The organism is Neorhizobium sp. CSC1952 (assembly GCF_030378245.1).
GTDB lineage: Bacteria > Pseudomonadota > Alphaproteobacteria > Rhizobiales > Rhizobiaceae > Neorhizobium > Neorhizobium oryzae_A.
Genome location: NZ_CP128416.1, coordinates 60,606 through 81,411, shown reverse-complemented (window position 1 = coordinate 81,411; position 20,806 = coordinate 60,606). Strand labels below are relative to the sequence as shown.

General features: G+C 62.2%; 23 protein-coding genes. 14 read left to right on the top strand and 9 right to left on the bottom strand.

Annotation, left to right across the window (positions count from 1 at the left end; translation table 11 throughout):
* Positions 1 to 175: 175 nt before the first annotated feature.
* A complete protein-coding gene (locus QTA58_RS00490) occupies positions 176 to 1,828 on the top strand; it encodes an acyl-CoA dehydrogenase family protein (protein WP_289671277.1) in 1,653 nt (550 codons plus the stop codon).
* On the opposite strand, the gene QTA58_RS00485 is transcribed toward QTA58_RS00490, so the two are convergent.
* Positions 1,810 to 2,745: an AEC family transporter gene (locus QTA58_RS00485; protein WP_289671276.1), complete on the bottom strand. Its 936-nt coding sequence runs from the start codon at positions 2,743 to 2,745 to the stop codon at positions 1,810 to 1,812. The genes QTA58_RS00490 and QTA58_RS00485 overlap by 19 nt on opposite strands.
* A gap of 173 nt (positions 2,746 to 2,918) precedes the next feature.
* On the opposite strand from QTA58_RS00485, the gene QTA58_RS00480 reads away from it, so the two are divergent.
* Positions 2,919 to 3,563 carry a TetR/AcrR family transcriptional regulator gene (locus QTA58_RS00480; RefSeq protein ID WP_289671275.1) on the top strand — a complete coding sequence of 215 codons (645 nt, stop codon included), beginning with the start codon at positions 2,919 to 2,921 and terminating at the stop codon, positions 3,561 to 3,563.
* Positions 3,564 to 3,855: 292 nt separating this feature from the next.
* Complete coding sequence (locus QTA58_RS00475) at positions 3,856 to 4,188, top strand: DUF6105 family protein (protein WP_085423095.1); 333 nt, start codon at positions 3,856 to 3,858, stop codon at positions 4,186 to 4,188.
* Here the strand turns inward: QTA58_RS00475 and ruvX are convergent.
* A complete protein-coding gene (gene ruvX / locus QTA58_RS00470) occupies positions 4,125 to 4,619 on the bottom strand; it encodes a Holliday junction resolvase RuvX (protein WP_289671274.1) in 495 nt (164 codons plus the stop codon). The genes QTA58_RS00475 and ruvX overlap by 64 nt on opposite strands.
* Before the next feature lie 379 nt (positions 4,620 to 4,998).
* Between ruvX and QTA58_RS00465 the strand changes: the two genes are divergently transcribed.
* The 5 genes from QTA58_RS00465 to QTA58_RS00445 all read left to right on the top strand — a co-directional run bounded on the left by QTA58_RS00465 (position 4,999) and on the right by QTA58_RS00445 (position 8,508).
* Positions 4,999 to 5,700, top strand: coding sequence for a metal-dependent hydrolase (locus tag QTA58_RS00465; RefSeq protein WP_289671273.1), 702 nt, complete (start codon positions 4,999 to 5,001; stop codon positions 5,698 to 5,700).
* A gap of 197 nt (positions 5,701 to 5,897) precedes the next feature.
* Positions 5,898 to 6,185: an Asp-tRNA(Asn)/Glu-tRNA(Gln) amidotransferase subunit GatC gene (gatC, locus tag QTA58_RS00460; RefSeq protein ID WP_085423098.1), complete on the top strand. Its 288-nt coding sequence runs from the start codon at positions 5,898 to 5,900 to the stop codon at positions 6,183 to 6,185.
* Between the two features lie 56 nt (positions 6,186 to 6,241).
* Positions 6,242 to 7,723 (top strand): Asp-tRNA(Asn)/Glu-tRNA(Gln) amidotransferase subunit GatA, encoded by a 1,482-nt coding sequence (gene gatA / locus QTA58_RS00455; protein WP_289671272.1) that lies wholly within the window; start codon positions 6,242 to 6,244, stop codon positions 7,721 to 7,723.
* Entirely contained in the window at positions 7,714 to 8,208 is a 495-nt protein-coding gene (locus QTA58_RS00450) for a GNAT family N-acetyltransferase (protein ID WP_341850275.1), read from the top strand. Before gatA ends, QTA58_RS00450 begins: the two co-directional genes overlap by 10 nt.
* Positions 8,209 to 8,232: 24 nt before the next feature.
* Positions 8,233 to 8,508: a hypothetical protein gene (locus QTA58_RS00445; protein ID WP_289671271.1), complete on the top strand. Its 276-nt coding sequence runs from the start codon at positions 8,233 to 8,235 to the stop codon at positions 8,506 to 8,508.
* A gap of 66 nt (positions 8,509 to 8,574) precedes the next feature.
* On the opposite strand, the gene QTA58_RS00440 is transcribed toward QTA58_RS00445, so the two are convergent.
* On the bottom strand, positions 8,575 to 8,832 hold the full coding sequence (locus QTA58_RS00440; RefSeq protein ID WP_289671269.1) for a YjhX family toxin: 258 nt from the start codon (positions 8,830 to 8,832) through the stop codon (positions 8,575 to 8,577).
* 280 nt (positions 8,833 to 9,112) lie between these two features.
* Between QTA58_RS00440 and QTA58_RS00435 the strand changes: the two genes are divergently transcribed.
* The 6 genes from QTA58_RS00435 (at position 9,113) to QTA58_RS00410 (ending at position 13,265) form a co-directional block, all read left to right on the top strand.
* Entirely contained in the window at positions 9,113 to 9,622 is a 510-nt protein-coding gene (locus QTA58_RS00435) for a GNAT family N-acetyltransferase (protein ID WP_289671268.1), read from the top strand.
* 87 nt (positions 9,623 to 9,709) lie between these two features.
* Positions 9,710 to 11,212, top strand: coding sequence for an Asp-tRNA(Asn)/Glu-tRNA(Gln) amidotransferase subunit GatB (gatB, locus tag QTA58_RS00430; RefSeq protein ID WP_289671267.1), 1,503 nt, complete (start codon positions 9,710 to 9,712; stop codon positions 11,210 to 11,212).
* A gap of 4 nt (positions 11,213 to 11,216) precedes the next feature.
* Positions 11,217 to 11,723, top strand: a complete 507-nt coding sequence (locus QTA58_RS00425) for a GNAT family N-acetyltransferase (RefSeq protein WP_289671266.1) — start codon at positions 11,217 to 11,219, stop codon at positions 11,721 to 11,723.
* 83 nt (positions 11,724 to 11,806) lie between these two features.
* Positions 11,807 to 12,268 carry a GNAT family N-acetyltransferase gene (locus QTA58_RS00420; RefSeq protein ID WP_289671265.1) on the top strand — a complete coding sequence of 154 codons (462 nt, stop codon included), beginning with the start codon at positions 11,807 to 11,809 and terminating at the stop codon, positions 12,266 to 12,268.
* A gap of 102 nt (positions 12,269 to 12,370) precedes the next feature.
* Positions 12,371 to 12,769: an NADH:ubiquinone oxidoreductase subunit NDUFA12 gene (locus QTA58_RS00415; RefSeq protein WP_289671264.1), complete on the top strand. Its 399-nt coding sequence runs from the start codon at positions 12,371 to 12,373 to the stop codon at positions 12,767 to 12,769.
* Between the two features lie 76 nt (positions 12,770 to 12,845).
* Positions 12,846 to 13,265 carry a DUF2155 domain-containing protein gene (locus QTA58_RS00410; RefSeq protein ID WP_289671263.1) on the top strand — a complete coding sequence of 140 codons (420 nt, stop codon included), beginning with the start codon at positions 12,846 to 12,848 and terminating at the stop codon, positions 13,263 to 13,265.
* Positions 13,266 to 13,269: 4 nt separating this feature from the next.
* Here the strand turns inward: QTA58_RS00410 and aat are convergent, their stop codons facing one another.
* The 6 genes from aat to QTA58_RS00380 all read right to left on the bottom strand — a co-directional run bounded on the left by aat (position 13,270) and on the right by QTA58_RS00380 (position 20,297).
* Positions 13,270 to 13,887 (bottom strand): leucyl/phenylalanyl-tRNA--protein transferase, encoded by a 618-nt coding sequence (gene aat / locus QTA58_RS00405; protein WP_289671262.1) that lies wholly within the window; start codon positions 13,885 to 13,887, stop codon positions 13,270 to 13,272.
* Between the two features lie 8 nt (positions 13,888 to 13,895).
* On the bottom strand, positions 13,896 to 15,242 hold the full coding sequence (accC, locus tag QTA58_RS00400) for an acetyl-CoA carboxylase biotin carboxylase subunit (RefSeq protein WP_289671261.1): 1,347 nt from the start codon (positions 15,240 to 15,242) through the stop codon (positions 13,896 to 13,898).
* A gap of 5 nt (positions 15,243 to 15,247) precedes the next feature.
* A complete protein-coding gene (accB, locus tag QTA58_RS00395; protein ID WP_289671260.1) occupies positions 15,248 to 15,715 on the bottom strand; it encodes an acetyl-CoA carboxylase biotin carboxyl carrier protein in 468 nt (155 codons plus the stop codon).
* Between the two features lie 28 nt (positions 15,716 to 15,743).
* Complete coding sequence (gene aroQ / locus QTA58_RS00390; RefSeq protein ID WP_289671259.1) at positions 15,744 to 16,181, bottom strand: type II 3-dehydroquinate dehydratase; 438 nt, start codon at positions 16,179 to 16,181, stop codon at positions 15,744 to 15,746.
* Positions 16,182 to 16,308: 127 nt separating this feature from the next.
* Positions 16,309 to 17,064: a DsbA family protein gene (locus QTA58_RS00385; protein ID WP_289671258.1), complete on the bottom strand. Its 756-nt coding sequence runs from the start codon at positions 17,062 to 17,064 to the stop codon at positions 16,309 to 16,311.
* Between the two features lie 308 nt (positions 17,065 to 17,372).
* Positions 17,373 to 20,297: a ribonuclease E/G gene (locus QTA58_RS00380; RefSeq protein ID WP_289671257.1), complete on the bottom strand. Its 2,925-nt coding sequence runs from the start codon at positions 20,295 to 20,297 to the stop codon at positions 17,373 to 17,375.
* Positions 20,298 to 20,806: the final 509 nt, after the last annotated feature.

Here is a 20,806-nt window from a genome sequence, read left to right as displayed (position 1 = left end):
GGCGGTCTATAAGGTCTGGCGGAGAGACCCGCAAGCGGGCGCGGACTTTATCTTACCGCTTGTTTCATGAGCTTGTCTCTCGCAGACGGCACTTTGGCTGCCTTTTGTTGAGAATGCGGGAATTCCTCTTTCGCTGCCGTTCCCAGGCCCGGTAACTTCCGCTAGAACCGCTCCCATGAACCAGATGTCGCGCACCGAAGAAAAATTTGCCGAATTGAACCAGCCCAAACCCTGGTCCGGCATCAACGCCTATCGATCCGACCCGCTTGTCGTCGATCTGACGAGCACCCTTAATCGCACGATCCGGGAAGAATACGATCAGCTCGGCCGTTACGTTACCTCGCCGGAGGCGCAGGAACTGGCGCGCATGGCCAACGAGAACCCGCCGAAGCTGAAGACCCACGGCCCCCGCGGCGAGCGGCTGGATGTGGTCGAATTCCATCCGGCCTGGCATGCGTTGATGCGCCGGTCCATGCAGACGGGCCTGCATTCCTCCGTCTGGGAAAGCATTTCGGAAGCCAAGGGCCACGAGCACAAAGCGCGTGCGACCCGCTTTTACATGACGGCGCAGCTCGAATGCGGGCATCTGTGCCCGCTTACCATGACCAGCGCCTCGATCGCCGCGCTGATGGCCGCGCCGCGCGTCCAGAAGGAATGGGCGCCGAAAATCCTGTCGCGCAAATATGATTCGACCAATCGTCCGGCGCTGCAGAAGACGGCCGTGACGCTCGGCATGGGCATGACCGAGAAGCAGGGCGGCACGGATGTGCGCGCCAACCGTTCCACGGCCGAGCGGGTGGGCGAGGGCATCTATCGTCTTTCCGGTCACAAGTGGTTCATGTCGGCTCCGATGAGCGACGGTTTCATCATGCTTGCCAAGACCCACGAGGGGATAGGCTGTTTCCTCGTGCCGCGGCTCCTGGAGGATGGTTCGGCGAACGGCCTGCAGTTCCAGCGCCTGAAGGACAAGCTCGGCAACCGCTCGAACGCCTCGTCGGAAGTCGAGTTCACCGATGCCTTCGGTTACCTTCTTGGCGATCCCGGCGCAGGCGTCCGCACGATCCTCGACATGGTGACGCTGACCAGGCTCGACTGCGCGCTGGCTTCGGCCGGCATCATGCGCGCCTCGCTGTCCGAGGCCGTTCATCACACGCGAGGCCGCAGCGTCTTCGGCAAGAAACTGATCGATCAGCCGCTGATGACACGCGTGCTCGCCGACATGGCGCTCGACGTCGCGGCGGCGACGGCGCTCAGCTTCCGCCTGGCCGATGCCTTCGACAAAGCCGCGTCGAGCCCGGCCGATGCCGCCTTCGCGCGGGTCATGACGCCCGTCGTCAAATACTGGAACTGCAAGATCGCCCCGTCGCTGATCTACGAGGCGATGGAGTGCCTCGGCGGCAACGGTTATATCGAGGAGCGGCCGATCGCCCGGCACTACCGCGAGGCGCCCGTCAACGCGATCTGGGAAGGCTCCGGCAACGTGATGGCGCTCGACGTGCTGCGCGTGCTGTCGCGCGGCAGGGACCTATTCAACACGGTGCTCGCCGGTTTCGAGCGTGATCTCGGCGCGTCCGGCAGGAAGACGGTCGAGGTGCTGCGCGCCGCCATGGCGCTTTGCGAAACGGACGAGGGGGCGGCAAGGCTTCTGGTGGAGCAGCTCGCGCTTGCGGCAGGCGCTTCCGAACTGGTGCGGCTCGGCGCCGGCAAGATCGCCGATGCCTTCCTGGAAACGCGGCTGGCTGGCGGCTGGCGCTCGACCTACGGCATGCTCGATTCCCGCTTCGACGCCCGCTACATCATCGATCTTCTCTATCCGGCGGCGAGCTGACCGGCGAATAGCAGTACCGCGGGGATGGTGAGGAAGGAGGCGGCCGTCTGCACCGTGGCGGTGGCGGCATAAAGCTCAGCATCGCCTCCCATCTTCTTCGCGAGGATGTAGCCGTTCATCGCGGTCGGCACCGCGGCGCTCAGCGCCAGAAGCACGAGCGGCTGGCCGCCGATGCCGACGAGCGTCGCGATGCCGATCATCACCACTGGAAAGACGATGAGCTTGATGGCGGTGCCGACCAGCACCATCGGCCGCGGCCTTACGGCATCTCTCACCTTCAGGCCTGCGCCGACCGCAATGAGGCCGAGGCTGAGCGACGCCTGGGCGACGAGCCCGACTGCCACCATCAGCGGCTCGTAGATCGGGATGCCGAGAAGGTTCACCGCAACGCCGAGCGCGCTGCTGACGATCTGCGGATTGCTGATGACGCGGAGCGTGAACTGCCAGTATCCGCGATGGGCGCCGGAGAACCATAGCAACACCGAGACATTGATGAAGTTCAGCGGAATGATGATCGCCGCCATGACGACCGCGACGACGGTCAGTCCCGTGGCACCGTAGAGCTTGTCGGCGATCGCCAGTGCGATGAACGAGTTCCAGCGCGTGGCGGCCTGGAAAAGCGAGCTGAAGGCCGGCGCCCTGACCCCGATCCTGCGAAGAGCCGGCCAGAGCAGCAGGACGAAAAGGCACATCAGGAGCACGACGCCGATAGCGGTCATGCCGACCACATGCAGGTCGATGCTGGTAAAATCCGCGCGCGCCAGCGTGTGGAAGAGGAGTGCGGGAAAGAGGACGTAATAGCCGCATTGCTCCAGCCCGTTCCAGAACGTCCCGTCGATCAGCGGGCTTCGCCGGAGCGCGACGCCCAGGAGGACGAGCAGGAAGATCGGCAGGATGCTTTCGAAAATGGCGAGCATGGGAGACGGACAGAGGAGAGAGACCCTCCTCGTAGTCGTTTGCGGCCGGGTGCGCAATGCAGGAATGCCCCTTCCGCGCTGCGTTATCCTGTGCATCGTCTCCGGCAGCGGCTTGCGGCATCGAGAACGGCGCACTATCGCGGTTAACGGGTCTTAACGAATACGGACGGAAAATGCTGCAAATCCCTGAAGTGACGGCGCAGGAAGGTTCGGTCGCAAAGGTGCGCAACCGCGCCGGCACCGAACGGGCGATCTTCGTCGCCGCGCGCGACCTTCTCGCCGAACAGGGCTTTCAGGGTTTCGGCATCAACGCGGTGGCACGCCGCGCCGGTTGCGACAAGCAGCTCATCTACCGCTATTACGGCGGCCTGGACGGATTGATCGAGGCGATCGGCGCCGATCTCGGCACCTGGGTCAAGGATCGAATTCCGGAAGACACGGGCGGCATGTTCCTGTTGACCTACGGCGACCTGATGGAGAAGCTGGCGATCTACTTCATGGAGGCGCTGCGTGGCGATCCGCTCGTCTGCAAGATCGTCGCCTGGGAGGTTTCTCAGGATACGCCGCAGGTGCGGCGTCTTTCCGAAGCGCGCACCAAGGCGCTCGGCAAATGGCTCGAGCGCATGCGCGGCTCGTTGACGCCGCCGAAGGGTGTCGACGCTGCGACCACCAATGCGCTGCTCTTTGCCGCGATCCAGCATCTCGTGATCTCCGCCGCCGTCAGCGGCCAGTTTGCCGGCGTGGCGCTCAGCACCGAGAAGGATTGGGAGAAGGTCGCCGGCGCGATCCGCCGCCTTGTCCGCGCGATCTACGGCTAACCTTTTTCCACAGACCGTGCCTTTCGCATTAACCATGCCTGCCGGTTTCCGTTGCGGGAAATCCGCCGCCGTTTAAGGTCGGCATTAACGCATTGTTAACCACGAATGGGCCGGACATGCTCGGGATGGGAACTGCTATCAGGGATGGGGCATTGCTGGCCGTCATGACGACGATCTTCGCAGCGCTGGCCCTCGATATTTCTGTTCCCGCAGTGGTCCTGAGCGTCATGGCTTTATCGAGATGGCTCGTGTCGCCGGAGATTTATCCGGTGGAACCGAGGGGGAAGGCCGCATGAAGTGGTTCCTGATTTTATGGGCAGGCCCCGTGCTTCTGCTGACGGGCTGGTACGGACTTTCCTATTACGACATGAGCTTCGGCATCTTCATGCTGACCCGCCATGCGCATGACCTGGTCTTCCAGGTCTATGGCCATATTCTGGGCATCCCTCCGGAAACCATTCCGCCGCTGGTCGCCCGCGCAATCGCTTTCGACAGCCTGATCGTGTTCGGCATCATCGCCTTCCGCAAGAGGAAGGCGATCGCCGCCTGGTGGCAGAGGCGTCAGGCGTCGAAATCCGGCAAGCTTGCCCTGCCGAGCGAGGAAAGCCTGTCGAGCGCGCCCTGAAGAATGAAGCTCGCCGCGGCGGAATCGATCCGCTCGGCGCGTTTTGCCCGCGACACGTCCATTTCCAGAAGCGCCCGCTCGGCGGCGACCGTCGAAAGCCTCTCGTCCCAGAAGACGAAGGGGATACCCGTCTTCTCACCCATGGAACGCACGAAGGCGCGCGTCGCCTGGACGCGGGGGCCTGTCGATCCGTCCATGTTCATCGGCAGGCCGATGACGAAGCCCGCGATCTTCTCCTTTTCCGCAAAGGCGAGGAGGACTTCCGCATCCTTGGTGAACTTGACGCGCTTGATGACAGGCCGCGGCGAAGCGAACCGCCGGCCGATATCGGACATCGCAAGCCCGATCGTCTTCGTGCCGAGGTCGAGCCCGGCTATCGGCTGTCCGGGCCGAAGCGTTTCAGCCAGTTCTTCGATCGTCATCACCGTCATGCGTTCGTCATTTCCCTGCATGGAAAGGGCGGCTTGTCCATCTCCTGTCCCACTTTCCTTTCTCGCCACATGGGCTATCTGGCTGAAGCCGGTGGACCGCACCAAGCTTTGAAATCGTACGGCATCATGCTATATGTCTGGGTCAGGAGGTGAGACGACTTTCCTTCCGGTGGGAGCCGGGCTTTCGCCCGACCCCCGTTTTCTTAGCTGATTATCAGGGTGAACCGCCAAGTCCTGAACCTGATCGTCAGCGTAAGCCGGATTTTCAATCGTCTCACCTCCTTTCCTTTGCCGAAGCATTTGCCTCGACGGTTTCCTTCTATCAAAATTCCACTTGGTGTCGTTACCGTCCTTACATCGTATTGGAGGAAATTTTTCCATGAAGATCACTTGGCTCGCCCACTCCGCCTTCCGCATCGAAACCGCGAAGGCGAAGATCCTGATCGACCCGTTCCTGACGTACAATCCTGCTTTTGCAGGTCAGGATGCCAAGGCGGCTGCGGAAGGCCTCACCCATATCCTGCTCACCCACGGCCATGGCGACCATGTTGGCGACGCGGTGCAGATCGCTAAGGAAACCGGCGCTGTCGTCCTTGCCAATTACGACCTCGGTGTCTGGCTGGCGAAGAAGGGCGTCGAGAAGCTGGAAATGGGCAATACCGGTGGCACGATCGATCTCGGCGGCTTCATCGCCACGTTCACGCAGGCGCTGCATTCGTCGGCGCAGATCACGGAAGACGGCGTCTCCCATTGCCTCGGCAACGCCAACGGGCTGATGCTGCATTTCGACGACGAGCCCTCCGTCCTCCATATGGGCGATACGGACATCTTCACCGACATGGGCCTGATCAACGAGCTGCATCAGCCGGATATCGGCATTGTGCCGATCGGCGACCGGTTCACCATGGGCGGTGCGGTGGCGGCACTCGCCTGCCAGCGCTTCTTCGATTTCAAGCACGCCATTCCCTGCCATTACGGCCTGCCGGGCGTCGATCAGACGCCGGAGAAATTCGTGAAGGGCATGGAAGGCTCGCGCACCCGCGTCGAAACGCCGGCCCCGGGCGGCAGCCTCAGCTATTAAGCGGTCGGCTTTGCCGATCCGCAACGGTCGGCTTTGCCGATCCGCAACGGTCGGCTTTGCCGATCCGCAAGCGGTCAGCTCGCTGATCCGCAACCGATCTCGGTGGTGCGCCTTCATGAAATTGAGGCGCGCTGCCTGTTGCGAAGGGCGGGCATGGTCATTATAGCGGGTAGGAAATTTCCCATCGGAGTTATGCCATGTCCGTCGATCTCGCCACCGTCAAACGCGTCGCGCGCCTTGCCCGCATTGCGGTCACCGAGGAAGACGCCAATCGCATGGTCGGCGAGCTGAACGGCATCCTCGGCTTCGTCGAGCAGCTTTCCGAAGTGGACGTGACGGGTGTCGAGCCGATGACCTCGGTGACACCGATGGACATGCGCAAGCGGCAGGACGATGTGACGGACGGCGACAAGGCCCTCGATATCGTCGCCAATGCGCCGGCCACCGACCACAATTTCTTCCTCGTGCCGAAGGTCGTCGAGTGAGCGCTTGAGCAGCGCTGCCTCCGCCTTTTACCGCATTCGAACGTTTTGAAGAGACCATGACCGAACTCACCAGCCTCACCATTGCCGAAGCCCGCGAGAAGCTGAAGGCCAAGGAATTCACCTCCGTCGAGCTGACGAAGGCCTATCTCGATGCGATCGAAGCGGCCAACGGCGTGCTGAACGCCTATGTCGCGGTGACGCCGGAGAAGGCGCTCGAAATGGCGAAGTCCTCCGACGAGCGCCGTGCGGCCGGCCGGGTCGGCGCATTGGAAGGCATCCCGCTCGGCATCAAGGACCTGTTCGGCACCCGCGACGTCCATACCCAGGCTTGCAGCCACATCCTCGACGGCTTCAAGCCGAAATACGAATCGACCGTCTCCCAGAACATCTGGGACGATGGCGCCGTCATGCTCGGCAAGCTCAACATGGACGAGTTCGCCATGGGCTCCTCCAACGAGACCTCCCATTACGGCGCCGTGATCAACCCCTGGAAGGCGAAGGATTCCAACCAGCAGCTCGTGCCGGGCGGCTCCTCTGGTGGTTCGGCCGCGGCGGTTGCCGCACATCTCTGCGCCGGTGCGACCGCCACCGATACCGGCGGCTCGATCCGCCAGCCGGCTGCCTTCACCGGCACCGTCGGCATCAAGCCGACCTATGGCCGCTGCTCGCGCTGGGGCATCGTCGCTTTCGCCTCGTCGCTGGATCAGGCCGGGCCGATCGCCCGCGACGTGCGCGATGCCGCGATCATGCTGAAATCCATGGCGAGCATCGATCTGAAGGACACCACCTCCGTCGATATTCCGGTGCCGGATTACGAGGCCTCGCTCGGCCAGTCGGTCAAGGGCATGAAGATCGGCATTCCGAAGGAATACCGCGTCGACGGCATGCCGGAAGAGATCGAGGCGCTCTGGCAACAGGGTATCGCCTGGCTGAAGGATGCCGGCGCCAAGATCGTCGACATCACTCTGCCGCACACCAAATATGCGCTCCCGGCCTACTACATCGTGGCCCCCGCGGAGGCCTCTTCGAACCTCGCCCGTTACGACGGCGTGCGCTACGGCCTGCGCGTCGACGGCAAGGACATCATCGACATGTACGAGAAGACCCGGGCCGCCGGTTTCGGCCAGGAGGTCAAACGCCGCATCATGATCGGCACCTATGTGCTTTCGGCCGGTTACTACGACGCCTATTACCTGAGGGCGCAGAAGGTCCGCACCCTCATCAAGCGCGACTTCGAGACCGTCTTCGATGCCGGCGTCGATGCGATCCTGACGCCCGCGACCCCGTCTTCCGCCTTCGGCGTCGCCGACGAGAACCTCGCCTCCGATCCGGTCAAGATGTACCTGAACGACATTTTCACGGTGACGGTGAACATGGCGGGCCTTCCGGGCATCGCCGTTCCCGCCGGCCTCGACCATAAGGGCCTGCCGCTCGGCCTGCAGCTTATCGGCAAGCCGTTCGAGGAAGAGACGCTCTTCCGCACCGCTCATGTGATCGAAAAGGCGGCCGGCAGGTTCACGCCGGCCAAGTGGTGGTAAGCGGGCTTGTCATTCGAAGAATAACGACCGCTGATCATGCCGCGGTCGACCGGGTCGGTTTTGCCGCCTGGCAATCCAGCGATGCCTTCAAGGGGATCGACCTCGACAGCGATGTCATCGCGCGGACGAGGCAGGCTTTTGCCGTCTTTCCCGCAGAGACGGATGCCGAGGTTCATGTCGCCGAACTCGACGGGATCGTCGTCGGATGGGGCGCCCGCGACCGCGCGCCGGATTATATATCCGACCTCTGGGTCGATCCGGCTCATCAGGGCAGGGGTATCGGCAAGGCGCTCATCGAGCGTCTTTGTGAACGCATCCGGGCCGACGGTCATGAGAACGTCCGCATCGATACCCAGGGCCGCAATACAGGCGGCATCCGCCTCTACGAACGTTGCGGCTTCTCGATCACCTGGCGAGGGATCGAACATTCGAAAAGCATGGGGATCGATCTGGAAAAGGTCCATTTGGAGAAGCCGTTGAGCTGAGCGGATGCTGAGGAAGGAGACCTCATGTCGGAACCAGATCTTGCGCGATTGATCGAGGCATTCGATCGCCTCGCCGCCACCGGCTTCGCCATGGGTGCCGATTGGGAGGCAGTCCACGAAATCTGCCAGGCGCATGAAGGCGAGAAGCCGTTCGACTGGGGCCACGCCCTCTGCCACCGCATCGAAGGCGACGACTGGAATGCCGGTTACTGGTACCGCCGCGCCGGAAAGCCGCGCCCGTCGGCGTCGATTGCCGAGGAGTGGGCCGCGATGAAGGCGGAATTGTCGACACTTATTTGAGCGCAGACAGCCAAGGCCCCGTAAAGGCCGCGCATCAGAAGCGACGCGCGGCCCGTTTGCAGCGAGCTACCTGTTGTCCTGCTCGGCTCTCACCAGCACCAGTCCCCGTTCGGTGATGCGGTAGGGCCTGCCGCCTTGAGATTTGATCGCCTTCTTCTGCTTGAGCTTTCGGAAGGTGACGAGGTCCAATGCGGAGAACACCCAGCCTTCGCGGGTGAAGAGCTGCAGCTTCTCGATCTTGCGGTTCTCGTCGCGGGTGATCTCTATCCTGCCGCCCTGGGCGAGCAGGTGGAGGATGCGCTGTTCGGCGCGGGAAATATCCATGGTTTCGATGTCCGGAGAAACGCCCGTGGTGGGCGCACAAAAACGTTACCGGCGCTTGTTCAGCGTCGGCGCTCTCGTTTTTGTCTGGGCCGGTGCGCCTGTTCGGGCGGCCGGCCCCTTACCGGGTCTCTTTCGAAGAGAACATCAAAACTCCATCTATGCAGAATGGGAGCTAGGCGTGTTTTCCCCAGCCGTCAAGCGCTGCAGCGCAATAGACGATATGTTGTGCTGGTAAATGCCTGAACTCGGTGTTCTACTGGGCGCTGCAACAGGGGATGCCATGGCCATCATTCGCAATGCACGCGAAGACGAAACGGATTTTTTGAGCGAGGTCGGTTTCCGCGCCTGGGAAAAGGCCATGAATGCCATCGGCGAGATGACCGACATGCGTGCGAGCGCCCGCAGCGCTTTCCAGAATTTCACGCGGTCCTCCTGGCTCACCGTCACCGTCATCGAGCAGGGCGGCACCGTGGCCGGTTGGGCGGCGCGCGAGAACCTCGACGAGCTGATCTCCGATTTCTGGATCGACCCCGCCTTCCAGGGGCATGGCCTTGGCCGCGCACTGATCGCCGAGATCGAGGGCGAGATCGTCCGTCAAGGGTTCGAGGTCGCCCGCATCGAGACCCATGCCCAGAATGCCGAAGCGGTCGGCTTCTTCGAAAAGCACGGCTATTCGATCAATTGGCTGTCGGTCGCCTATTCGCCGAAGATCGATCGCGACGTGCAGTCGGTGGGGCTTTCCAAGCGGCTGGTGACGGAAGAACCCGAGACTTACGGCCCCGGCTTCTGACTGGCCAAGGCGTCAGATAAGCTTGCGCCGCACCACCATTTGTTCTACCTCCAGAAAACCTAATCGAGACCATTCGAAGAGCATCAGATGACCATTGTCGACGTCCGCACGCCCGATCCGAAACGCTTGATTCCCGGCGCCACAGGCGACTGGGAAGTCATCATCGGCATGGAGGTGCACGCCCAGGTTCTTTCCAATTCCAAGCTCTTTTCCGGCGCTTCGACCGAATTCGGCAGGCCCGCCAACTCCAACGTCTCGCTCGTCGATGCCGCGATGCCGGGCATGCTGCCGGTCATCAACGAGGAATGCGTGAAGCAGGCGGTGCGCACCGGCCTCGGCCTGAAGGCGCAGATCAACAACCGTTCGGTCTTTGACCGCAAGAACTATTTCTATCCGGATCTTCCGCAGGGCTATCAGATCTCCCAGTACAAGGATCCGATCGTCGGCGAGGGCAAGATCGTGATCTCGCTCGGCCCCGACCGCCAGGGCCAGTTCGAGGATATCGAGATCGGCATCGAGCGGCTGCATCTCGAACAGGATGCCGGCAAGTCGATGCACGACCAGCATCCGACCATGTCCTATGTGGACCTGAACCGCTCCGGCGTGGCGCTGATGGAGATCGTCTCCAAGCCCGATATGCGCTCCTCTGACGAGGCCAAGGCCTATATGACGAAGCTGCGTTCGATCGTGCGCTATCTCGGCACCTGCGACGGCAACATGGACGAGGGCTCGATGCGCGCCGACGTGAACGTCTCGGTGCGCCGTCCGGGCGAGGCTTTCGGCACGCGCTGCGAGATCAAGAACGTCAACTCCATCCGCTTCATCGGGCAGGCGATCGAATTCGAGGCGCGCCGCCAGATCGGCATTCTGGAAGAGGGCGGCACGATCGACCAGGAGACCCGTCTCTTCGATCCGGGCAAGGGCGAGACGCGTTCGATGCGCTCCAAGGAAGAGGCTCATGATTACCGTTATTTCCCCGATCCCGATCTCCTGCCGCTCGAATTCGACGATGCCTTCGTCGAAGAATTGAAGAAGGACCTGCCGGAACTGCCGGACGACAAGAAGGCCCGCTTCGTGCGCGAGCTCGGCCTCTCCGTCTACGACGCCTCGGTCTTGGTCTCGGAAAAGGCGATCGCCGATTATTTCGAGGCGGTGGCCGAAGGCCGCGACGGCAAGACGGCTGCCAACTGGGTCATCAACGACCTGCTGGGCGCCTTGAACAGAACCGGCAAAGACATTGAAGAGACTCCGGTTTCGCCCGCTCAGCTCGGCGGTATCATCGACCTCATCAAGGCCGAGACCATTTCCGGCAAGATCGCCAAGGACCTCTTCGAGATCGTCTGGAACGAGGGCGGCGATCCGGCCGAAATCGTCGAGGCGCGCGGCATGAAGCAGGTGACCGACACGGGCGCGATCGAAAAGGCGGTCGACGAGATCATCGCCGCCAATCCGGATCAGGTCGCCAAGGTGAAGGCGAAGCCGACGCTGGCCGGCTGGTTCGTCGGTCAGGTGATGAAGGCGACGGGCGGCAAGGCCAATCCGCAGGCCGTCCAGGCGCTCGTCAAGGCCAAGCTGGGGATCGAGGAGTAGACTTATGGTCTACTTCGTCCGCACCGCCAGCGAACGAGACGTCGGACAGGTTCGGACCCTCTTGGCCGACACCTTTCACGCCACCTACGATCCCTTCTACGGCGCGCTCCAGGTGCAGCGGATGATCGACGGCTGGAACTCGCCGGCTGCGATCCGCGCGCGAATTCTGAAGAGGGGCGGCGAGTTTCTGGTAGCCGACGACGGCAAGGATATCGGCGGCATGGGTTATGCCGCCATGTATCCGAAGATGGCGAAGACCGCGATGCTGCACCAGCTCTACGTCAAGCCGTCCTGTCAGGGCGAGGGCATCGGCCGTGATATCTTCGCCGAACTCGAAACCTGCTTTCCGGATGCGGAGATCATGCGGGTCGAGGTGGCGCTGCAGAATGTCCGCGCGCTTTCCTTCTATGAAAGACTGGGGTTTTCCGAGGTAGACCGCATGGAGGAATGGGGCGCGCCCAATTCCGGCCTGCCGGCGATCATTCTGGAGAAGAGATTGTTGGCGCATTAGCGCATGTCCCCGAAAGCGGGAACCGGTTCGGGTGACATGCGCTAGTGAAAATGTTCAATGCGTGTAAAGGGAGGGGCTTTCGCATGGCTGACATCACGATCCGCAGGGCAAGGGAATCCGATCTTCATCAACTGATCGCTCTTTTCGCGGCGGACGATATCGGCGGCCATGGCGACACGACGGACCCGGAAGCCTTTGAGAATTATCTTCGTGCCTTCCATGTGATCGACGCTTCGCCGAACGAGCAGCTTTTCGTCGCGGAACTGGCCGGCGAGGTCGTCGGCACCTTTCAGATTGTCTTCAACCGCACGCTGACGGGCAGGGGATCGCTGTCGATGATCGTCGAGGCGGTGCAGACGCGCGCGGACATGCGGGGCAAGGGCATCGGGGCGCAGATGATAGGCTACGCGATCGAGGAGGCGAAGCGCCGCGATTGCCGCCTCGTCCAGCTCTCGTCCAATATGGCGCGCATCGACGCGCATCGCTTCTACGAGCGGCTCGGGTTCGCCAAAAGCCATTTCGGCTTCAAGATGAAGCTCAAATGACGTGTGCGGCAATGCAGAAACACTGGACATGAGCGGCATCAAGCGGCATAAGCGGATCAGCCCTTCTATGGCCTTCCTGTTTGCCAAGCCGATGGAAAACCCATGAAAAACCTCCTGCTGCAGATCTTCACCTGGTGGAACGGACAGACGCTCGGTACGCGGTTCTTCACCTGGCGTTTCGGCAAGAAGGTGGGGGAAGACGAGTTGGGCAACGTCTATTACGAGGGCCCGATGACCTCCTGGGGCAAACCGAAGCGCTGGGTGATCTACAAGGATTATGCCGAGGCCTCCGCGATTCCCTCGGGCTGGCACGGCTGGATGCATTACCGCACCGACGTTCCGCCGTCGAAGGAAGACTACAAGGCCCGCGAATGGCAGAAGCAGCACAAGCTGAACCTGACCGGCACGCCCTTTGCCTATCGGCCGAAGGGTTCGCTCGCCGCCACCGGTGAACGCCCCCGCGTCACCGGCGACTACGATGCCTGGACGCCCGGCAACTGACACCTGTTTTGCCACAATCGCACTCTAGGTCCCGACACTGTCTGAAACTGTCGAAACGGGAAGCATGATGGGGTTGATGAGGGTTTTTCCACGCAAGCGGTTGATCGGCGGCTTGACGGTGCTGGTTTGCCTTCTTGCCCTGGATGGGGCCACGGCCGCGCGGCTTTCCAATCCCGTCGCCGTATTCAAGGGCATCGACAAGATCACCGGCCGCATCACGACATTCGATGTCTATATCGACGAGACCGTGCAGTACGGGGCGCTGCAGGTGACGCCGAAGGTCTGCTATTCCCGCGACGAGACGGAAGCCCAGAAGATCGACGGCTTCGTCGAGGTGGACGAAATCACCCTCGATCGCAAGATCCGCCGGATCTTCACCGGCTGGATGTTCGCCGACAGTCCCGGTCTGAATGCCGTGGAGCACCCGATCTACGATATCTGGCTGACCGGCTGCAAGCAGAGCTCCGACGTCCCGCCGCCCAACGCGACCAACTGAACTTTCAGAATTGCTTGTGCGGTGAATCGACCGCCGCTCTCAGCAGGGTGAGATAATCGTCCTTCGGGATATCGATCGCGCCGAACGTCTTCAGGTGTTCGGTGGTGAACTGGGTGTCGAGAAGGGTGAAGCCGTTCTTCTTCAAACGATCCACCAGATGCACGAGACAGATTTTCGAGGCATTGGCACGTCTTGAAAACATGCTCTCGCCGAAGAAGCCCGAGCCGAGCGAAACGCCGTAAAGCCCGCCGACCAGTTCGTCGCCTTCCCAGGCTTCGACGCTGTGGGCGTGGCCCATTCGGTGCAATTCCGAATAAAGTTTGCGGATGGTGGCGTTGATCCAGGTGCTCGGCCGGTCCTCGGCCGGTTCGGCGCAAAGTGCGATCACCCGTTCGAAGGCCGTATCGAAGCGAATGTCGAAGGGTTTCCGGCGGACCGCCTTGGCGAGGCTTTTCGAGACATGGAATTGATCGAGCGGCAGGATGCCGCGCATTTCCGGCTCGACCCAGAAGATTTCCGGGTCGTCGGCGGATTCGGCCATGGGGAAGAGGCCGATGGAATAGGCACGCAACAGGATGTCCGGAGTAATCGCCGGATAATATCTGCCGCGTCGCCCTGCCATCTAACTCCCTAGTGCGTTTTGTCTCCGGCTAGGTAATGTTCCAGCCAGTGGATGTCGTAGTCGCCGTTGGCAATATCCGGGTTCGAGACGAGGTCCTGGAAAAGCGGCAGCGTCGTCTTGATGCCGTCCACCACGAATTCGTCCAGAACCCGGCGAAGGCGCATCATGCATTCGACGCGGGTACGTCCGTGCACGATGAGCTTGCCGATCAAGCTATCGTAATAGGGCGGAATGCGATAGCCCGCATAGGCGCCCGAATCGACGCGCACGCCGAGCCCGCCCGGCGCATGGAAATGCGTGATCGTGCCGGGCGAGGGCACGAAGGTGCGCGGATCCTCGGCATTGATGCGGCATTCGATCGCGTGGCCCTGGAAGGTCACGTCTTCCTGCGTCACGGAAAGGCCGCCGCCGGAGGCGACACGGATCTGCTCATGCACGAGGTCGATGCCGGTGATCGCCTCGGTGACCGGATGCTCCACCTGCAGGCGGGTGTTCATTTCGATGAAATAGAACTCGCCGTTCTCGTAGAGGAACTCGATCGTGCCGGCGCCGCGATATTTCAGCTTCTTCATCGCGTCGGCGCAGATCTGGCCGATCTTCATGCGCTGCTCGACATTGAGGGCAGGGGAATTGGCCTCTTCCCAGACCTTCTGGTGGCGGCGCTGCAGCGAGCAGTCGCGCTCGCCGAGATGGATCGCATTGCCTTCCCCGTCGCCGACCACCTGGATCTCGATATGCCGCGGCTTTCCGAGGTATTTCTCCATATAGACGGCCGCATTGCCGAAGGCGGCCGCGGCTTCCGAACGGGCGGTGTTGAGGGCTTCGTCGAGATCGGCCTCGGTCTTGGCGACCTTCATGCCGCGTCCGCCGCCGCCGGCCGTCGCCTTGATGAGCACCGGAAAACCGATCTGCCTGGCGGTTTCGAGCGCGTTCTCGGGAAGCACTTCGCCGTCGGAGCCGGGAACGACCGGAATGCCGAGTTCCATCGCCGTCTGCTTGGCGGTGATCTTGTCGCCCATCAGCCGGATATGCTCGGCGGTCGGGCCGATGAAGGTGATGCCGTGCGCTTCCAGAATATCGGCGAACTTGGCGTTCTCGGAGAGGAAGCCATAGCCCGGATGCACTGCGTCGGCGCCGGTGATCTCACAGGCGGCGACGATCTGGTGGATGTTCAGATAGCTTTCACGCGACGGCGGCGGTCCGATGCAGACGCTCTCGTCGGCGAGGCGCACATGCATGGCATCCGCGTCCGCGGTGGAATGGACCGCGACCGTCGCTATGCCGAGTTCCTTGCAGGCGCGCAGGACGCGAAGTGCGATCTCGCCGCGATTGGCTATGAGGATCTTGGAAATCATGGGCCTTACTCGATGACGACGAGCGGCTGGCCATATTCGACGGGCTGCGCGTCATTGACCAGGATATCCGTGATCTTGCCGGACCGGGGAGAGGGGATCTGGTTCATCGTCTTCATGGCTTCGATGATGAGAAGTGTCTGGCCCTCCTTGATCGTCGCACCCACTTCGATGAAGGGACGTGCACCCGGCGCCGGGGCGAGGTAGGCGGTGCCGACCATCGGCGCGGTCACGGCATTCTTGTTGTCCTGGGGCGCGGCGGCTGGTGCGGCCGCAGCCGGAGCGGGCGTTGCAGCCGGAGCAAAGGCGGGAGCCGCAGCGATCGGCGCCTGGACATACTGCGTCGTGCCGGCGCGGGAAACGCGGATGCGCAGGTCGTCCTGTTCGACTTCGATCTCGGTGAGGTCGGTATCGTTGAGGATGTTCGCGAGGTCGCGGATCAGTCCCTTGTCGATCCCGTTCTTCTTCTCAGACATGGCAAACCCTATTGTTCTGTTTATCTTGTCAGGCGGTAATGGATTTCAAGGCGTGCAGCGCGAGGGTATAGCTCGCGGTGCCAAAACCACAGATCACGCCTTTTGCGGCCGGTGCGATCATCGAATGATGGCGGAATTCCTCCCGCGCATGGACATTCGAGATATGGAGTTCGATCACCGGCACGGAAACCGCCTTGATGGCGTCGTGCAATGCGATCGAGGTATGGGTATAGGCGCCGGCATTGATGGCGACGCCGACGGCTTTGTCGCCGGCTTCGTGAATCCAGTCGATCAGCACGCCTTCATGGTTGCTCTGGCGGAAATCGACCGTGAAGCCAAGCTCCCTGCCGGCTGCAACGCACTCGTCCTCGACATCCTTCAGCGTTTTGCCGCCATAGATGCCCGGCTCGCGCTTTCCCAGCATGTTGAGGTTGGGGCCGTTGAGGACGAAGACCGTCTTGCTCATCAGTGATCTATTGTTCCATCCAGAAATTCAGGGCCACCTATAGACCGGCAGGACGGCAAGGAAAAGCCCCCGGCTCGCCGAAAGCCGGTGCGTCCACTGCCGAGAGGCGGAGATCGGTGATTGCGGATCAGCAGCTCGCCTTGCCGCAGGCGCGGACATTGGCCACCTTCTCCTCGATCGCCTCGATGCCGACCGCGCCGAAGACGGCTTCGTTGCCCACGACATAGGTCGGCGTGCCGGTAATGCCGATGGCATTGGCGAGCTGGTAGTTCTGGCGCACCAGATCGTCGTTCGGATTTTCAGCCATGGACTTCCGGATCGCCGCCTCGTCGAGCCCGAGCGAGGTAGCGACCGCGATCGCCGTCTCTTCGGAGGCATGGTCCTGGCCGCCGAGGAGTGTGCGGTGGAACTCGGCATATTTCTCCGGCGCCAGCAGGCGCACGGCATTCGCGACCCGGTGCGCCGCAAGCGAATCCGGTCCCAGAATCGGGAATTCCTTCAGGATGAAGCGGATGTTCTTGTCCTTGGCAAGGATCTCCTCCATGTCGGCGAGCGCTCGCTTGCAGTAACCGCAATTGTAGTCGAAGAACTCGACGATCGTGACGTCGCCTGAAGCATTGCCGAGGGTGATATCGGTGGGGGAGGAGAAGATCGCGTCCTTGTTGTCCGCTATGCCCTTGAGGGACTGTTCGGAGCGCTGAGCCTGCTGTTTCGCCTGCAGGGCATCCTGCGCCTCGATCAGGACTTCCGGGTTCTGGAGGAGATATTCGCGGATGAACTCGCCCATCTCCTTTTTCTGCTGGTCGTCCAGCGCGACAGCGGGGGCGGAAAGTGCGAGAGCCAGCATGGAGCCGGCGGCAAGCGTCTTGAAAAGGCGGGTCATCCGTTTCCTCATCGGTGGGCACGCGAATCCGGTGCACCGTTGTTGCGATTTGCGCCGAAAGTAAGCCAGCCGGGCCCGTCAAGAAACTGCAAAATCGTGGCCGAGCGGTTTCGTCGGCTTCACAACTGCGTTTGGAATACTTTCCACGCCGCAGAGTGGCTTTAATTTCAAGGCCTTGGAAGCGTTTCCGGAATCTGTCCGGCAGGCAGTTGAACCGGTTTCCCGTTCTTTCCTCAGGAGGTGACGGGCACCAAATCAAAACGGCCGCGCTTGGCGCGGCCGTTCTGTTCCGTGAATCGGAGCGCTTCTCAGAAGAAGCCGCGGCGCTGCCACCAGCCGGCTTTCTTCGGCTTCGGCGGTTCGCCGTCGCCATCCGATGCCTTCGGTTCGGAGCTTTTCACGATCGCTTCGCTGGAGGAGGATATGTTCGAGGCGCGATTGGCGCGCACGGGCTTCGCCTCGCCGGCATCGGCTTCTTCCGCGTCCGTAGCGGAAACTTCCTCGATAGGGGCCTCGACGGCCTTGGGCTCTTCGCCCAAAGCGGCCTCGACCTGCTCGACGACGGTTTCCGCCGGAGCGGATGTCTCCTCCGCAGGCGGAGCCTCGGCTGCTGCCGCAGCCTTGCCCCGGCGCGAGCGGCGCGGCTTTACCGGAGCTGCTTCCGCTGGCGCTTCTTGAATTTCGACGGAAGCCGGCACGGCCTCGGCGACAGCCGCTTCTGCAGCTTCCGCCACACCTGCGGCGTCATCACCTTCGCCTTCTTCGTCCGCCTCGTCCGAGCCCTCGCCATCGTCGGCGCTCAGCTCGTTGCCTTCCTCGCCGTTGCGGTTGCGGCGGCCGCCGCGCTTGCCGCGCCGGCGGCGCTTGCGGCGGGAACCTTCTTCCCCTTCGGCAACGGCACTGGCTTCCGATGCTTCGGAAACGTCGTCCTCGCCCTCATCGCCCTCATAGTCGTCGCCGGAGGCGAGCTCGTCGCTGCCGGCCTGAACCGCCTGAGCCTCACCGCCACGCTCACCGTTGCGGTTGCGGCGGCGACGGCGACGCTTGCGCTTGCGTCCGCCCTGTTCCTCGCCGTGCTGGCCCCGATCCGTGGCGGAGGAGGCCTGCGCTTCGCCGATCTCCTCGTCGTCCTCGTCCAGCTCGAGAACGACGTCATCGTCGTCCTCTTCGACGGGGATCGCCGCGAACTGCATGAGGCTTTCGATCTTGACCGGGTTTTCCACCGGTTCGCCGCGGTCGATCGCGAAATGGCTCGAGCCGATGCCGACGTCCGATTCGATGAAGATCGAGACGCCGAAGCGCTTCTCGTAGTCCATCACGCTTACACGCTTGTGGTTGAGCAGGTAGAGCGCAATGTCCGGCGTGGTGCGGACGGTGATGTCGTGCGTGGTGTTCTTGAGGAGGTATTCCTCGATGCCGCGCAGCACGTGCAGCGCGATCGAGGACTGGGAGCGCACATGGCCGGTGCCGCCGCAATGCGAGCAGATCTGCGTCGTCGATTCGAGCACCGAGGCGCGGATGCGCTGGCGCGACATTTCGAGCAGACCGAAATGCGAGATGCGGCCGACCTGGATGCGGGCGCGGTCGTTCTTCAGGCAGTCCTTCAGCTTCTTCTCGACGGCGCGGTTGTTGCGCTTCTCCTCCATGTCGATGAAGTCGATGACGATGAGGCCGGCGAGGTCACGCAGACGCAGCTGGCGGGCCACTTCCTCGGCCGCTTCCAGGTTGGTCTGGAGCGCCGTTTCCTCGATCGAATGTTCGCGGGTCGAACGGCCGGAGTTGACGTCGATGGCGACCAGCGCTTCCGTCTGGTTGATGATCAGGTAGCCGCCGGATTTCAGCGTCACCTGCGGCTGCAGCATGCGGTCGAGCTGCGCCTCGATGCCGGAGCGCGAGAAGATCGGATGCAGGTCGCGATAGGGCTGGACGACCTTCGCATGGCTCGGCATCAGCATCTTCATGAAGTCTTTCGCTTCACGATAGCCTTCCTCGCCGGAGACGATGATCTCGGAAATGTCCTTGTTGTAGAGGTCGCGGATCGAGCGCTTGATCAGCGAGCCTTCCTCGTAGACGAGGCAGGGAGCGGTCGAATTCAGCGTCAGCGTGCGGACGTTTTCCCAAAGCCGCATCAGGTATTCGAAGTCGCGCTTGATCTCGACGCGGGTGCGGTTGGCGCCGGCCGTGCGCAGGATGACGCCCATGCCCTGCGGCACGTCGAGCTCGCGGGCGATTTCCTTCAGCCGCTTGCGGTCCTGCGGATTGGTGATCTTGCGGGAAATGCCGCCGCCGCGCGCCGTGTTCGGCATCAGCACCGAATAGCGGCCGGCAAGCGAGAGATAGGTGGTGAGGGCAGCGCCCTTGTTGCCGCGCTCTTCCTTGGCGACCTGGACCAGCAGGATCTGGCGGCGCTTGATGACTTCCTGGATGCGGTATTGCTTGCGCGGCTTGCGCACGACGCGATCCGGAACCTCTTCCATCGCGTCTTCGGCGCCGACCGATTCGATCACTTCCTTCTCGTGCGTGTCCTCATCGTCGTCGTCATCGAGGTCGTCGTCGTGGCGGCGGCGGGCATCGACCTCTTCGGAGATCGAATCCGTCTCGACCATCGCGGCCATCTCGCCGGGTGTCGAGCCTTCGTCGTCGCCATTGCCGGAAGAGGGGGCACTTTCGCCTTCGGGTGCCGCGGCTTCCGCGGCGGGAGCCTCTTCCGTGGCTGATTCGGCCGCCTTCTTGCGGGAACGGCTGCGCTTCGGTTTGGCCTTCGGCTTCTCCGTCTCCTCGACGGGTGCGGCCTCGGAGGAAGCGGCTTCCGTCTGCTCGGCGGGGGCCTCGGCCGGTTGCTTGCTTTCGGCCGGCTCGGCGCCGGTGATGCCGATATCGGGCTGTTCTTCGTTGGCGAGGTCGACCACCGGATCGGCGGCCTCGGCTTCCGCTATCTTGCGCTGGTCCTCGGCCTCCTGCTGCATCAGGGCCTGACGATCGGCAAGCGGGATCTGGTAATAGTCGGGATGGATTTCGGCAAAGGCGAGGAAGCCGTGCCGGTTCCCGCCGTAATCGACGAAAGCGGCCTGCAAGGAGGGTTCGACCCTCGTTACTTTCGCCAGATAGATATTGCCGCGTATCTGTTTCTTATGCTGCGATTCGAAATCGAATTCTTCGATCCGGTTGCCGCGAACGACGACTACGCGCGTCTCCTCTTCGTGAGACGCGTCGATAAGCATTTTGTCTGCCATTGATATTCTGCTCCTCGGCGCCGCCGTGGGAATGCAGAAAGGCCTGCCGTGAGGTCAGGCCTTTCGTGCGATGCGGTCGTTGCGCCGGATAAAGATGTTCCCGTCGGGCATGGCTGTGACGGCAACCGGAAAGATGACGGGGCCTCTTGCTCCCTCAATCTCTCCAGGTTCTGAAAATTGTGCCGCGACATTAAAAACCAAACGAGAATGACGATACCATAGGCCCTCAGGCCCGATGAATGTGCTCCGTATGAGCGGTGGGTGGCACGCCACCCGGGACTTGTTCCGGCCACCGCCGGATGGATCGAGTATCAGGAGAAAGTGTAGCGACGGCGGATGACTGTCGGTCTTCGGCGCCAGATTCCGTTGCGGCTGGCAGCCTATCGGCAGACTATCCCGTCAACACTTTAACCCTCATGCGCGTTGTATGGTTTATCTGTCACAATAGCAAGGGAAAAGCCGGCTTTGCCATATTCTGGATGGAATTGAGGGCCTTATGGATGGCAGGG

Coding starts and splice junctions, on each gene's coding strand:
- QTA58_RS00445 (WP_289671271.1), top strand. CDS start 8,233: ATGTCGGAACCAGATCTTGCGCGATTGATCGAGGCATTCGATCGCCTC.
- QTA58_RS00440 (WP_289671269.1), bottom strand. CDS start 8,832: ATGGATATTTCCCGCGCCGAACAGCGCATCCTCCACCTGCTCGCCCAG.
- QTA58_RS00420 (WP_289671265.1), top strand. CDS start 11,807: ATGGCTGACATCACGATCCGCAGGGCAAGGGAATCCGATCTTCATCAA.
- aroQ (WP_289671259.1), bottom strand. CDS start 16,181: ATGAGCAAGACGGTCTTCGTCCTCAACGGCCCCAACCTCAACATGCTG.
- QTA58_RS00385 (WP_289671258.1), bottom strand. CDS start 17,064: ATGACCCGCCTTTTCAAGACGCTTGCCGCCGGCTCCATGCTGGCTCTC.
- QTA58_RS00425 (WP_289671266.1), top strand. CDS start 11,217: ATGGTCTACTTCGTCCGCACCGCCAGCGAACGAGACGTCGGACAGGTT.
- QTA58_RS00415 (WP_289671264.1), top strand. CDS start 12,371: ATGAAAAACCTCCTGCTGCAGATCTTCACCTGGTGGAACGGACAGACG.
- QTA58_RS00485 (WP_289671276.1), bottom strand. CDS start 2,745: ATGCTCGCCATTTTCGAAAGCATCCTGCCGATCTTCCTGCTCGTCCTC.
- QTA58_RS00435 (WP_289671268.1), top strand. CDS start 9,113: ATGGCCATCATTCGCAATGCACGCGAAGACGAAACGGATTTTTTGAGC.
- QTA58_RS00380 (WP_289671257.1), bottom strand. CDS start 20,297: ATGGCAGACAAAATGCTTATCGACGCGTCTCACGAAGAGGAGACGCGC.
- aat (WP_289671262.1), bottom strand. CDS start 13,887: ATGGCAGGGCGACGCGGCAGATATTATCCGGCGATTACTCCGGACATC.
- ruvX (WP_289671274.1), bottom strand. CDS start 4,619: ATGACGGTGATGACGATCGAAGAACTGGCTGAAACGCTTCGGCCCGGA.
- QTA58_RS00475 (WP_085423095.1), top strand. CDS start 3,856: ATGAAGTGGTTCCTGATTTTATGGGCAGGCCCCGTGCTTCTGCTGACG.
- QTA58_RS00490 (WP_289671277.1), top strand. CDS start 176: ATGAACCAGATGTCGCGCACCGAAGAAAAATTTGCCGAATTGAACCAG.
- QTA58_RS00480 (WP_289671275.1), top strand. CDS start 2,919: ATGCTGCAAATCCCTGAAGTGACGGCGCAGGAAGGTTCGGTCGCAAAG.
- accC (WP_289671261.1), bottom strand. CDS start 15,242: ATGATTTCCAAGATCCTCATAGCCAATCGCGGCGAGATCGCACTTCGC.
- accB (WP_289671260.1), bottom strand. CDS start 15,715: ATGTCTGAGAAGAAGAACGGGATCGACAAGGGACTGATCCGCGACCTC.
- gatB (WP_289671267.1), top strand. CDS start 9,710: ATGACCATTGTCGACGTCCGCACGCCCGATCCGAAACGCTTGATTCCC.
- gatC (WP_085423098.1), top strand. CDS start 5,898: ATGTCCGTCGATCTCGCCACCGTCAAACGCGTCGCGCGCCTTGCCCGC.
- QTA58_RS00410 (WP_289671263.1), top strand. CDS start 12,846: ATGAGGGTTTTTCCACGCAAGCGGTTGATCGGCGGCTTGACGGTGCTG.
- gatA (WP_289671272.1), top strand. CDS start 6,242: ATGACCGAACTCACCAGCCTCACCATTGCCGAAGCCCGCGAGAAGCTG.
- QTA58_RS00465 (WP_289671273.1), top strand. CDS start 4,999: ATGAAGATCACTTGGCTCGCCCACTCCGCCTTCCGCATCGAAACCGCG.